The following is a 12,835-nucleotide window of genomic DNA, read 5'->3' as shown; positions in this document are numbered from 1 at the left end:
CGTCGGCTAGCGTGGATGGGTGCCGAATCGCCTTCTCGCTCCTCAGGACGTTCCGGCACTGCTCGCCGAGTTCGAGCACGGAGGCGCGACCCTGATCACCGAGACCTTCGGGACCGGAGAGCGCACCTTCATCCTGCTGCACGGCATCGGCATGGGGCGCAGCGTCTACCTCGACGTGGTGCAGCGGCTGCGCGGGCGGGTCATCGCGGTCGACCTCCCCGGTTTCGGCGAGGCGCCCGAGCCCACGCGCACCCTCACCATGGAACGGCACGCCGATCTCGTCGCCGCCTACCTCCGCCACTCCGACGAGGCTCCGGTCGTCGTCATCGGACACTCGATGGGCAGCCAGATCGCCGCTGAGCTCGCGGCCCGGCATCCGTCCCTCGTGTCCGGCGTGGTGCTGGCGGGTCCGACGGTCGACAGCGCCTCACGCAGCATCCGCGCCCAGGCCTCGTACCTGCTGCGCGACCTGCTCGGCGAACGGCCCATCGTGCTCTGGCGCGGTGCCCGCGAGTACCTTCGCGGGGGACCGAACCTGCTGCGGAAGATCCGGGCCACCATCGTGCACGAGCCCGAGAAGGCCTACGCGCGCATCGACCGCCCGACCCTCGTGCTGCGCGGCGAGCACGACCCGCTCGCGCCGATGAGCTGGTGCCAGCAGATCCTCACGCACATCCCGGGTGCCGAGCTCGAGGTGATCCCCGACCACGGCCACGGCACGCTCATCAGCGACGCCGGCCCCGCGGCATCCTTCATCCAGCGCTTCGCCGACCGGCTCTGATCCGGCCCTGGTCCAGGCCTGGCGCGGTTCCGATCCGGGTCAATTGCGGTCTGCTTCGGGTCTGGTGCGGTCTGCTTCGGGTCTGGTGCGGGTCCGGCCCGATCCCGGATCTGCTCCCGGTCCCGTGCGAGTCTGGTCCCGGGTCTGATCCCGGGTCTGCTCCCGGTCCCGTGCGAGTTTGATCCCGGGTCTGAGGCGGCCGGGCGGCGCGCTTCGGCGTTCACAACTCCTCAAAAAATGCTCAGGAGAGCCGGATGTCGGGGGTTTTGACCCTGTTCACCTCAATCTGTGAGGAGTTGTGAGCGGCTGGCGGCTGCGAGATTCGTCCCGAGAACACTGATCGCCGTAGCCAGCGACCGGCGCACCTGATCCGGAGCGTCCATGATCTCGCTCGCGAGAGGCCTCAAGGTCACGTAGCCGAGCTCTGCCGCAGCCATGTCACGGCGCCGATCCTCGACCTGCTTGTCCCATCCCTCATGGAACTCCTTGCTGTCGCACTCGATGATCAGCCAGCCCTCGACGACGAAGTCGACACGGCCGACACCCGCCAACAGCATCTGCGTCTCAAACCGCACGCCCAGCGAGCGCAGGATGAGCCGCATGTACGTCTCCGGCCCTGACTCCGCTGACGGATCCACAAGCGCGAGCAGGGATCTGTACCGAGACGGCAGCTCCGCGAAGACCTCCTCGAGTTGGCGCCGAGTCATCACACCGTGATGCAGCACGCTATCCAGGGTGGCCAGCGCCGCGCGAGGGTGCTGGCAGCGGATCCCCTCGCGCACCGCATCGAAGACGGATGCGGCGTGCAGAGATCGTTCGCCTCCTCCGGTGTACCAGTGCACACGGGTACGCGAACTGAGCGGCATCCGAAGGCGTGAGGCCCCCTGTGCGACCTGCACGTGCAGCCGGTCGCAATGATGGACGAACACGCCGAAAGTACGGAGCAGCGAAAGGCACGATAACCGTCCCCCGATCCGCACTGCCTCGATGACGTCGTCATTCGTGCTCGGATCCGCGTACCGGTCCCTCCGGATTCGGCAGAGGATTCCGTTCCGCACGGCCGTCGCGATCTGACGTCCGCTCATGCCGTGCTCACGCAGTTCGGCTCGCCTGAAGACGACAGGGGCGTACGCGTTCACGACACGCTCTCTCACGGATGTTCTCGGTCGGATCATCGCTGAAGTCTGGCGACAGCGAAGAGATCGCGGAGCGCCGATTAGGCGATTGTGAACAAGTTCGCTCCGAGGACGAATTGGGGAGGAGAAGTGGCATCGATGTGCCGCGTTCACAACTCCTCAAGGATCGTCGCGGCCGGCGGCGGGAGTGGCGGGACTTCCTGCAGGGAGAGAGGTCCGGCAGCGAACTTTGAGGAGTTGTGAACAGACGCGCCGGATCCACACGCACGGATCGGCCGGTGCCGGATCGACCGGTCCGCCGGAACGGCCGGCCCCGGATCGACTACCCGGCGCCGGGCGGAGTCTGCTTCGAGTCGGCGAGCTCGTCGACGACGAGGTGACGCTGGTCGATCGATCCGTTGCGGTACGCCTGGCGGCCGACCATGTGCGCCGACAGGGGTGCGGTCGCGAACTGCATCAGCACGATGGGCGCGACGAGCACGAGGCCGAGGAGGATGCCGCCGACGGAGCGCTGCGACAGCGCGATCGCGATGCAGATCAGCAGCAGTCCGAGCACCTGGGGCTTGGTCGCCGCGTGCAACCGCGACGGCACATCGCGGAAGCGGAGGAGGCCGACCGCCGCCGACAGGCACAGCAGCGCCCCGATCAGGATCAGCACGAGGACCGCCACGTCGATGACGGCATCCGGGATCATGAGACCGAACACGTTCATGGTGTCGTGTTGTCCCTTCTCGCGACGAAGCGGGCGACGGCGATGGAGCCGAACACCCCGATCGCGGCGATGATCAGCAGCACGGGGATGCTGCGGGTGTGTCCGTTGATGGCCATCTCGGCGCCGAGCACGCACATCACCTCGGTGAGGAGCACATCGGACGCGACGGCGCGGTCGAGGATCGAGGGGCCTCTGACGATGCGGATGACGGTGAGCACGGCCGCGACGCCGAACACGACCATGATGACTGCGAGCAGGATGCTCATCGCGAGGCCTCCGCCCTTTCGTCCTCTTTCAGCGCACGATACTGCGCCGGGTCGCCGAGCGCACGGACGATCCGCTTCTCCCACTGGAGCACGCCGGCCCTCTGCTTCTCGACGTCGGCCATGCTGCGCACGCCGATCACGTGCAGGTAGAGGATGCGGCGGTCGCGGTCGGCCTCGACCACGAGAGACCCGGGGACCAGCGATGACGCGACGGCGACGTGCGTCATCATGAGGTCGTCGGAGTAGCGCAGCTGCACGGCGATGATCGCGGTGCCCGGCTGCCGGCGGAAGTCGAACACCTGCACGGCCACGGAGAGCGCGCCCCGCAGCACGGCGAACAGGAACTGCACGCCGAGGGTCACGGCGTACCAGACGTTGATGCGACCGGAGAGCTCCACCGTCGGCAGCCGGAAGACACGGGTCACGAAGATCGCGACGACGAGACCGGTGACGAACGACAGCAGCGTGAACTGCGCCCACAGCAGCATCCAGAGCACGACGAGCCAGGCGAGGAACGGCAGCTGCACGCCGAGGTCTCGCCAGAAGTGCCGGCCGCTGTCGGGGCTCATCCGTCGACCTCGTCTTCCAGCTGCACGAGGCTCACCGGCTGCAGCAGCGCTTCGCCGATGCGGTCGCAGAGGGCGTAGAGGGGGCCGGCGAACACGGTCAGGGACACCGTGACGGCGACCATCCCCGCTGTCGCCACGGTCATGATCGCGGGGATGCGGCGGCGCTCCTGCTGCTCATCGGCGGCGGGGGCGTTGCCCAGGTGCGAGATGCGGCCCTCGGTCTCGGTGGAGTCCTCCTCCTCGCGCCAGAAGGCGAGGTTCCACGCGCGCATCAGGGCGTAGAGCGTGAGCAGCGAGGTCACGATGCCGCCGACGATCAGCACGATCATGAGCGGGGTCCCCACGGATGCCGCGGCCTCGAACAGCGCGAACTTGCCGATGAATCCGGAGAACGGCGGCAGTCCGCCGAGGTTGATCGCGGGGATGAAGTAGAGCACGGCGATCACCGGCGCGATCTTGAGCAGCCCCTTCACCCGCAGGATCGACGTGCTGCCCGCTCGACGCTCGACGAGGCCGACCGCGAGGAACAGGGTCGTCTGCACGATGATGTGGTGGACGATGTAGTACACCGTCGCCCCGATCGCCGTGGGCGTCGCTATCGCGAGTCCGAAGATCATGTACCCGACGTGGCTGACCAGCGTGAAGGACAGGATCCTCTTGAGCTCGGCCTGCGCCACCGCACCGAGCACGCCGACGATCATGGTCGCGAGGGCGATGATCAGCAGCAGCGTGTTGATGCTGTTGTCGGCGAACAGCTGCGTCTCGGTGCGGATCAGCGCGTACACGCCGACCTTCGTCAGCAGGCCCGCGAAGACGGCGGTGACCGGGGCGGGCGCCGTCGGGTAGGAGTCGGGGAGCCAGAACGACACGGGGAAGATCGCGGCCTTGATGCCGAAGGCGATCACGAGCATGAGGTGCAGGACGAGCTGCGTCTCCTGCGGGAGCTCCGTCATCCGCTCGGCGATCTGCGCCATGTTCACGGTGCCGAGGGCTCCGTAGATCATCGCGATCGACGCGAGGAAGAGGATCGACGACACGAGCGACACGACGATGTAGACGGCGCCGGTGCGGATGCGCGATTCGGTGCTCCCGAGCGTGATGAGCACGTACGACGCGACGAGCAGGATCTCGAATCCCACGTAGAGGTTGAAGAGGTCGCCGGCGATGAAGGCGTTGAAGATGCCGGCCGCGAGGATCAGATACGAGGGGTTGAAGATCGAGATCGGGGTCTCTTCTGCGCCGTCGGCGACACCCTGGCCGATCGAGAACAGGAGCACGGCGAGCAGCACGATGCTCGACACCAGCACGAGCAGGGCGGCGAGCCGATCGACGTACAGCACGATGCCGAACGGCACCGGCCAGCCGCCCACCGAGACCGCGAGCGGACTGCCCGCATCGACCGCGACGAGCAGGACTGCGGCGATCACCGAGACGACGACGAGGGTCACGACCGTGACGATCGACTGCACGCGGGCGTTGCGTCCGAAGATCAGGGTCACCGCCGCGCCGAGCAGCGGAAGGGCGACGAGGAGGGGGATGAGGGCGGTCACGTGCGGTCTCCCCCATCGTCGGATGCCGTCGGCCGGTCGACCGGGGCCTCATCGTCGATCGCGGGGTGGTCGCGCATGTGCAGCACCGTGATCGGGGCGGTCTGCACGCCGACGAAGTCGGTGGTGACGTCGTCGTCGGTGTAGTCGCCCTCGTCGTCGCCCATGAGGTCTTCCTCGGCATCCGTGCGTCCGCGGATGGCGATGTCGTCTTCGTCGTCCTCGACCGTGTCGGCCTGCCCCAGCTGCCAGGAGCGGTAGATCAGAGCGAGCAGGAACGCGGAGACGGCGAAGGTGATGACGATGGCGGTGAGGGTCAGCGCCTGCGGCAGCGGGTCGCTCATCTCCCCCTCCGTGCCGAAGAACGGCGCGTTGCCCGGCACTCCCATGACGATCAGCAGCAGCAGGTTCGTCGCGTTGCCGAGCAGCAGGAAGCCGATGAGCACGCGGGTCAGGCTGCGCTCGAGCATGGCGTAGACGCCGCACGCGAACAGCACGGCCATGATGACGATGAGGGTCAGCGAGACATCCATCAGATGTTCACCCCTCTCTCGCGCATCTCCTGCGTCTGCCTGTCGACCTCGGCGCCGAGGCTGCGCAGCACATCGAGCACCAGGCCGATCACCACGAGGTACACGCCGATGTCGAAGATCGTCGAGGTGACGAACTCCATGTGTCCGAGACCGGGGATCTCCCACTCCCAGAACGTGCTGGTGAGCGGGGAGAGGCCGAAGAACAGCGGCACGACGGCGGTGCCGACGGCCAGCACGAGTCCCGCCCCGAGGAGGCGTCCGGCATCCGTCGGCGCAGCCGCACCCAGTTCCCAGCGCCCGCCGGCGATGTACCGCATCACGAGCGCCATGCCGGCGACGAGGCCTCCGGCGAACCCGCCGCCCGGGAGGTTGTGGCCGGAGAACAGCAGGAAGATCGACACGACGATGATCGTGTGGAACAGCACGCGGACGATGACCTCGAGCAGGATCGACCGGTTCTCCGGTTTCATCTTCGACCCGCTCACGAGCCAGGCACGCGGGCTGCTGCGGTTCTCGGAGGTCTGGAAGCGCACGCCCTCCGTGGTCTCGACGAGCGGCCGACCCCGCGTCGCCCGCCGCGCGGACCTCGGGAGGGTCTTGGTCGCCGCGAGCAGATCGGCGCGATGCGTGACGAAGACGAGGGATGCGACGCCCGTCGCGGCGAGCACGAGCACGGACAGCTCGCCCATCGTGTCCCATCCGCGGAGGTCGACCAGCGCGACGTTGACCACGTTCTTGCCGTGCCCCAGCTCGTAGGCGAGCTTCGGGAACATCGCGGAGATCGGCTCGGCGACCCTGGACTGCGTGGCCACGACGGCGACCAGCGCCATCGTCACGCCCACGCCGATCCCGAGCAGCGCCCTCGGGATGCGGCCGACGGAGGCGTTGTGCTCGCCCATCCGCGCGGGAAGCCTCCGCAGCACCAGCGCAAACGTGACCATCGTCACGGTCTCGACGAGCACCTGCGTGAGGGCGAGATCGGGGGCGCCGCTGGTCGCGAAGAGGGCGACCATGCCCAGCCCGGTCACCGAGACGAGGACGACGCCGGTGTAGCGCTTCTGCGCGCGCACGGCGAAGATGCCCGCGACCGCCATGAGCGGGGCTGCGGCGATCTGCGCCGGAGTGTGCCACGCCGAGAGCTGGAACCGATCGATGTCGCTCGCGAGCAGCGCGGTGACCTCGGCGGCGACGAACACCACGAAGATCGTTCCGACGTAGACCGGCAGCGAGCCCCGCTGGGTCAGGGTCGTGCTGAGCACGGAGAGCCGGTCGATGCCGCGCATGGCGAGGTAGTAGGCGTCGGCGGCGGTGAACGGCAGCACGCGCGGCTTGCGATCCCAGCCGGTGCGACGGGTGAGCAGGAACAGGCCGATGCCGAGCAGGATCGTGAGGATCGAGATGCCGAGAGCCGGTTCGAATCCGTGCCAGAGGGCGAGATGACCGGGTCCTTCGACGGCCTCCCCCGCGTGATCGAGACCGGGGGTCGCGGTGACGGCGTACCCCTGCAGCGCGACGTCGAGCGCCGGGGCGCCGATGCCGGCGGCGAGGGTGAGCCCGGCGAGGATGATGGGCGCCGCGAGGAAGCCCACGGGCGGATCCGGCCATGCCGTCTCCGGCATCCGGTCTCCGCGCTGATCGCGCTTCGTGAAGAACGCGCCCCAGAGGAAGCGCGTGCCATATGCCGCGGTCAGCATGGACCCGACGGCGATGCCGATGATCGCGACCAGACCCCACGGCGAGCCGCCCTGGGCGTCGTCGAGGAGGGCCGTGAGAGTCGACTCCTTGGCGACGAATCCGATCGTCGGCGCGATGCCTGCCATGGACGCCACCGAGATGAACGCGGTCGCCGCGAGGATCGGGGCCTGTCTGCCCACACCGGAGAGCTCGGTGATGTCACGGGTGGACAGCTGGCGGTCGATGATGCCGACGATGAGGAAGAGCGCCGACTTGAACAGCGCATGGCCGATCACCAGGGCGAGGCCGGCGAGGGCCGACGCCTGCGTGCCGTATCCGACGACGACCGCGAAGAAGCCGAGCTGGCTGACGGTGCCGAAGGCGAGGATGCGCTTGAGGTCGGTCTCGCGCAGGGCCTGGATGCCGCCGAGCAGCATCGTGAAGACGCCGAGAGAGATGACGATGGGGCGCCACGGCCCGCTGAACGCGAAGATCGGGGCGAACCGGGCGATCAGGTAGATGCCGGCCTTCACCATCGCGGCCGCGTGCAGGTACGCGCTGACCGGCGTCGGGGCCGCCATCGCTCCGGGGAGCCAGAAGTGGAACGGGAACAGCGCCGACTTGCTGATCGCACCGATCAGCAGCATCACGATCGCGGCATCCACGATCGGTCCGGTCGGCGCCAGGGCGAGGATCTCGCGGATGCTCGAGGTGCCGGCGTCGACGACGAGGAGTACCACCCCGACGAACATGACCAGGCCGCCGAGGGTGGTGACCAGCAGGGCCTGCAGGGCGGCGCGTCGGCTGGCCGCGCGGCGGCGGTAGTGGCCGATGAGGAGGTACGAGAGGATGCTCGTCACCTCCCAGAACATCACGAGCATGACGAGGTCGTCGGTGAGGACGAGTCCGTACATCGCGCCGGCGAAGCCGAGCAGAACGCCGGCGAACTGGCCGATCCCTGCGGAGTCGTCGTGGAAGTACCAGCGGCAGTAGTAGAGCACCAGCGCGCCGACGCCGGTGACGATGAGGGTCAGGACCCAGCCGAGGACGTCCATGTGCATGGACATGTTCAGCCCGAGCTGCGGGATCCAGGACACGGTCTCGAAGGGCGAGTCGCCCGTGTCGAGGACCTGCGGCGTGAGCACGAGGGCATGGATGAATGCCGCGGCGGGAATGAGCGCGGCGACGATGAATGCGCGCGCGCCGATCCAGCGCACGAGAACGGGCATCAGGAGCGATCCGAGGAGGAACACACCGAGGAGGGTCAACATGATCGTGGCTCCCTCTGGGCTCGTCGGCCTTGCGGCACTGGCGGGCGGGTGTCCGTCCAGTTTACCTGGGCGAAAGGTGTGAGCGTGCGAGAGTTGTCCCATGCGACGCGCCTGGACCCGTGAGATTCTCGGCTGGTTCGCCGCGCTCGGCGTATCGATCGCCGTCGCCGGACAGGTCGCGGCATCCGCTCGTTCCGAGCTCCTCTTCCGTGACGGGGACTCGCTGATCGTCGCGATGTTCGCCCGATCCGCACTCGCCGGAGGACCGCTCGACTGGGCCATGTCGAGTGTGCTGTTCCTCCCGGAGTCCGGCGTGTTCGCGGGTGTCGACGCCCTGCTGCCGCTCGATCTCGACGGTCTGCTCGCCGTGAACGCGGTCGTGAATCTGCTCGCCCTGTACGGCGTGATCCGTCTCGCGGCCGGCCGCAGACACGAGGGGAGCGCCCCTGTCGCGTGGTCCCTGGTCGCCCTGTGCGCCTTCGGGGTGCTGGCCGCGACGGAGACCTCCGCGTCGAGGGACGCCCTGGAGCTCGCCTCGTTGCAGCTCACGACGACCTACTACTCCTCGACCGTGGTCGCGGTCATCGCCGTCATCGGTCTGGTGCGACGCGCGCTCGATCGCCCCGGGTTCGTCTGCGTCGTCGCAGTCGCTCCGATCGCCGCCGTCGCGACGCTGACGAATCCGCTCTTCGCGGTGTGGGCGACGGTTCCGCTCACGGTGCTCCTGGCGATCGGGTTCTTCCGACCGCGGGCGAGGGTGCGGATGCTGCTCCTGCTCGCCGTGCTCGTCGGCGGCACGGCCCTCGGCTTCCTCGCTCGTATTCCGTTCTCGGCATGGATCGCGAACAACGGTGCGGGATACGCGCAGCCGGAGCTGTGGATGCAGTCGATCGGCTACTACGGCGGCCTGCTCGGCGACCGCCTCTCGACTCCGCTGGGCCTCCTCGGCGCGCTCGTCACCGCCGCTCTCATCGTGCTCGCCGTGCTCAGGACCGTCCGCCCCTCCACCGACGCGGAGAGGTTCGTCGCGGCGGCGGGATGGATGCTGCCGCTGCTCGTCACGCTCGGTGCGATCGCGCTCGGCACCCACGCGGCGCGGTACCTCCAGCCCGTCGCGTTCGCCCCGCTGCTCGCTCTCGTCGCCGCACCTCGCGCCCTGCGCCTGCCGGAGCGGCCCGCGCGCCAGGCGGCCGCCGTCGCCTCGATCGTTCTGCTCGTGGCCGGCGGCCTCAGCATCCCTCGGCTTACCGCGGCCGCGCAGGCGCCCGATCCCGACCTCACCTGCGTGACCGACTGGGTGAACGCCTCGGGACGGACCGGCGCCGGGCAGTTCTGGACCGTCCGGCTGCCGAAGGCGCACCTCGACGACCCTGCGCAGCTGGTGCAGGTCGACAACAGGCTGAACGCGTACGCCTGGCTGGTGAACCGCACCGACTTCGCGGTGGGCGAGGTCTCGTTCCTCGTCGAGGATGCGCAGAGCGTGCAGTGGGAGCTGCCGACGCCGGCCGTGCCGGAGAGCGTCGTGCCGTGCGGCCGCTACCGCATCCTCGACTACGGCTCCACGACGCTCCCGCTCGGCCCGCCGCACAGCTGAAGCCGGCACCGGGGCGCTTCGTCTCGGTCGCTCCGCTCCCTCGCTCGACGACCGAGCCCGCGGATCCCTGCGAACCCTGCGCAGCCCCGCTGGTCGTTGAGCGAGCGGAGCGAGACGAAACGCGGTGAGAGCCCGTGTGACCTCAGCCCCGCGGAGCCGCGGTCGTCGTGCCTTCGCGGAAGCGGCAGGTCAGGTGCTGGGTGATGCCTGGTTCGCCGCGCAGCATGCGCGCGACCTGCTCGCCCGCCGCGCGCCCCTTCTCGACGGCGGGCTGCACGCTCGTGGTGAGCACGGGCCCGCCGAGCCCGTCGACGGCGATGCCGTCGAAGCCGGCGACGGAGAGGTCCTCCGGCACTCGCAGCCCCAGCTCCTCGGCTGCGCGGATCACTCCGACGGCGAGGAGGTCGCTCTGGGCGAGCACGGCTGTCGGGCGGCTCTCGGCGTCGGCGAGCAGCATCCGTCCGACCAGGAGACCCTCGTCGATCAGGCTGCCGGATGCCGAGATCGCCGGCGCATCGGGGAAGACCGACCTCATGCCCGCGAGGCGGTCGATCGTGACGTCGACCGTCGCGGTGCTGATCCGCTGCGGGGTCACCGGAAGGCGGTCGCGCGCGGTGTCGAGCGGTAGGGTGACCAGGGCCACATCCTCATGCCCGAGATCCCGCACGTGGCGGGCGACCGCGGCGGCGGCATCCGCGTTGTCGAGCGTGATCCGCGGGATGCCCTCTCCGGCGTCCCCCTCGATCACGACGACGGGAAGGCCCCGGCCGCGCACGATGTCGAGCGAGGCGCGGGTGCGCCCTGAGCATCCGATGAGCACCACGGCGTCGACCGGCGCGTTCGCCAGCGGAGACCCGTCGCTCTCGCCCGGGTCGTCGCGCATGAGCAGGATGCCGGCGCTGAGGTCGGCGAGGCCGTCTGTCAGTCCGTCCATCATGGCGGTGGTGACCGGGTCGAGGAAGGCCGCACGCAGATGCCCCTCGAGCACGACGGCGACGATGCCGCTGCGTCCCCTCCGCAGGGAGGCGGCACGCGGATCGGGGCCCGCGTAGCCGAGCTCGGCGGCGGCGGCGAGCACGCGCTCGCGCGTTCCCGCCGAGACCTTGGCCTTGCCGCTGAAGACGACGGAGGCGGTGGATGTCGCGACGCCGGCCTCGCGCGCGACGTCGGCGATCGTCGCTCGTCGCGGGCTGTCCTGACTGCTCATACTCCGAGGATACCTCCCCTGGTTTCGCGGGATCGAATCGATTCGATAGAGTGTCCGGCATGGACACCGCCCTCACCCGTCCCCAGTTCGTGCGCTGGCGCGCCGCGATCTTCGCGATCTTCCTCGCGAGCGGCCTGTCGATCGCGACCTGGGCCTCTCGCGTGCCCGACATCAAGCTCGCCCTCGACATCGACAACGCCCAGATGGGGCTGCTGCTGCTCGGCATGGGCGTCTCGTCGATCATCGGCATCTCGACGAGTCCCGCCGTCATGGCGCGCACCGGTGCGCGGGTCGGGATGCTCACGACGATGCTCACGTTCGCGGTCGGGCTGACGCTGGTCGGCGTGGGCACGAACGTGATGGGCTCGGCGCCCGTGGTCGTCATCGGCCTCGTGCTGTTCGGGTTCGGCAACGGCTCCCTCGACGTCATGATGAACGTCGAGGCCACGGCCGTCGAGCAGCAGATGGGCAAGACGATCCTCCCGGTGTTCCACGCCTTCTTCAGCTTCGGCACGGTGATCGGCGCGGGTCTCGGCGCCCTCGCCGTGCACCTCGGTGCGAACGTGTCGCTGCACTCCTTCGTCGTCGCCGGCGTCATCGCCGTCCTGGCTGTCGTGTGCTTCGCGAACGTCCCCGTGCGCGAAGCCGCGCTCGACCCGTCTCCCGCGGAGAAGCCGCACTGGCGCGAGCGGATGCACGTGGCGCTGGAGGCCTGGCGCGAACCGCGCACCTACGCGCTCGGCGTCGTGATGCTGGGCATGTCCTTCGCCGAGGGCGGGGCCAACGACTGGCTCGCGCTCGGCGTCTCCGAAGACCACGGCGCCGGCCCCGCCGCCGGCGCCGCCGCCCTCGCCACCTTCTCGGTCGCGATGACGGTGGTCCGACTCTTCGGCGGTCCGCTGGTCGACCGCTTCGGCCGGGTCATCGTGCTGCGCATCCTCGCGATCACGGCGGCTGGTGGCATCCTGCTCTTCATCCTCGCGCCGAACACGCCCCTGGTCTTCGTGGCTGCGGCGCTGTGGGGCATCGGGGCCTCCCTCGGGTTCCCCCTCGGCATGTCGGCGGCGGCCGACGACCCCGCCAAGGCCGCGGCGCGCGTGAGCGCCGCCGCGACGATCGGCTACATCGCCTTCCTCGGCGGCCCCCCGGTGCTCGGATTCATCAGCGAGCACATCGGGCTGCTGAACACCCTGTACATCCTCGTGGTGCTCGCCGCGCTCTCCGGTCTCTTCTCGGCGGCGGCGCGGCCGCTCCGCGCCGACGAGATGACCGAGCCGGAGAAGCAGGGCTAGGGCAGGACGTCGCCGGGGAGCGGGCGCTTCCCGGCGGGCGTGCGCTGCGGACTACGCCTCGAGAACGCTGTCCGAGCGGGCGCCGACCTCGACGGCGACCACCGCGACGACCGCCCCGGCGGCGACGAGCGCGACGGCCCAGAGCCCGGGGGCGAAGATGCTCCTACCGACTCGCGCACGCCCGAACAACGTCACCGTGGTCATGCGGCGCGCCGTCACAGTCGACCTTGTATGACCAACGGGTGACTACACA

Annotated in this window: 12 protein-coding genes; 3 read left to right on the top strand and 9 right to left on the bottom strand. The window is 69.3% G+C overall.

Going from position 1 to position 12,835, the window contains the following annotated elements; all coding sequences use genetic code 11:
• The first annotated feature begins 19 nt into the window (after positions 1-19).
• On the top strand, positions 20-781 hold the full coding sequence (locus ACFY5A_RS05895; protein ID WP_387232344.1) for an alpha/beta fold hydrolase: 762 nt from the start codon (positions 20-22) through the stop codon (positions 779-781).
• A 281-nt stretch (positions 782-1,062) separates the two neighbouring features.
• Here ACFY5A_RS05895 and ACFY5A_RS05890 read toward each other — a convergent pair whose 3' ends face one another.
• From ACFY5A_RS05890 to ACFY5A_RS05860, 7 genes are all read right to left on the bottom strand, one after another.
• Positions 1,063-1,920 (bottom strand): endonuclease domain-containing protein, encoded by an 858-nt coding sequence (locus ACFY5A_RS05890; protein ID WP_387232342.1) that lies wholly within the window; start codon positions 1,918-1,920, stop codon positions 1,063-1,065.
• 319 nt (positions 1,921-2,239) lie between these two features.
• Positions 2,240-2,629 (bottom strand): monovalent cation/H(+) antiporter subunit G, encoded by a 390-nt coding sequence (gene mnhG, locus ACFY5A_RS05885; protein ID WP_387232340.1) that lies wholly within the window; start codon positions 2,627-2,629, stop codon positions 2,240-2,242.
• Positions 2,626-2,895, bottom strand: coding sequence for a monovalent cation/H+ antiporter complex subunit F (locus tag ACFY5A_RS05880; RefSeq protein ID WP_105673480.1), 270 nt, complete (start codon positions 2,893-2,895; stop codon positions 2,626-2,628). The genes mnhG and ACFY5A_RS05880 overlap by 4 nt, the downstream gene beginning before the upstream one ends.
• Positions 2,892-3,464, bottom strand: a complete 573-nt coding sequence (locus ACFY5A_RS05875) for a Na+/H+ antiporter subunit E (RefSeq protein ID WP_387232338.1) — start codon at positions 3,462-3,464, stop codon at positions 2,892-2,894. Before ACFY5A_RS05875 ends, ACFY5A_RS05880 begins: the two co-directional genes overlap by 4 nt.
• Positions 3,461-5,014 (bottom strand): Na+/H+ antiporter subunit D, encoded by a 1,554-nt coding sequence (locus ACFY5A_RS05870; protein ID WP_341940717.1) that lies wholly within the window; start codon positions 5,012-5,014, stop codon positions 3,461-3,463. The genes ACFY5A_RS05875 and ACFY5A_RS05870 overlap by 4 nt, the downstream gene beginning before the upstream one ends.
• Positions 5,011-5,544 carry a Na(+)/H(+) antiporter subunit C gene (locus tag ACFY5A_RS05865; protein WP_105673477.1) on the bottom strand — a complete coding sequence of 178 codons (534 nt, stop codon included), beginning with the start codon at positions 5,542-5,544 and terminating at the stop codon, positions 5,011-5,013. Before ACFY5A_RS05865 ends, ACFY5A_RS05870 begins: the two co-directional genes overlap by 4 nt.
• Positions 5,544-8,489, bottom strand: coding sequence for a Na+/H+ antiporter subunit A (locus tag ACFY5A_RS05860; protein ID WP_105673476.1), 2,946 nt, complete (start codon positions 8,487-8,489; stop codon positions 5,544-5,546). The genes ACFY5A_RS05865 and ACFY5A_RS05860 overlap by 1 nt, the downstream gene beginning before the upstream one ends.
• Positions 8,490-8,589: 100 nt before the next feature.
• Between ACFY5A_RS05860 and ACFY5A_RS05855 the strand changes: the two genes are divergently transcribed.
• The gene (locus ACFY5A_RS05855; protein ID WP_387232336.1) at positions 8,590-10,083 is read left to right on the top strand and encodes a hypothetical protein; all 1,494 of its coding nucleotides are present in this window, start codon (positions 8,590-8,592) and stop codon (positions 10,081-10,083) included.
• Positions 10,084-10,225: 142 nt separating this feature from the next.
• Here the strand turns inward: ACFY5A_RS05855 and ACFY5A_RS05850 are convergent, their stop codons facing one another.
• Complete coding sequence (locus tag ACFY5A_RS05850) at positions 10,226-11,290, bottom strand: LacI family DNA-binding transcriptional regulator (protein WP_341940720.1); 1,065 nt, start codon at positions 11,288-11,290, stop codon at positions 10,226-10,228.
• A gap of 59 nt (positions 11,291-11,349) precedes the next feature.
• Between ACFY5A_RS05850 and ACFY5A_RS05845 the strand changes: the two genes are divergently transcribed.
• Positions 11,350-12,582, top strand: a complete 1,233-nt coding sequence (locus tag ACFY5A_RS05845) for an MFS transporter (protein ID WP_387232333.1) — start codon at positions 11,350-11,352, stop codon at positions 12,580-12,582.
• Between the two features lie 51 nt (positions 12,583-12,633).
• Here the strand turns inward: ACFY5A_RS05845 and ACFY5A_RS05840 are convergent, their stop codons facing one another.
• Positions 12,634-12,786 (bottom strand): hypothetical protein, encoded by a 153-nt coding sequence (locus ACFY5A_RS05840; RefSeq protein WP_387232331.1) that lies wholly within the window; start codon positions 12,784-12,786, stop codon positions 12,634-12,636.
• Positions 12,787-12,835 lie beyond the last annotated feature (49 nt).

The organism is Microbacterium sp. NPDC012755 (assembly GCF_042901325.1).
GTDB lineage: Bacteria > Actinomycetota > Actinomycetes > Actinomycetales > Microbacteriaceae > Microbacterium > Microbacterium natoriense.
The sequence above is the reverse complement of the archived record's forward strand: the minus strand, read 5'-3'. Positions and strand labels throughout refer to the sequence as shown.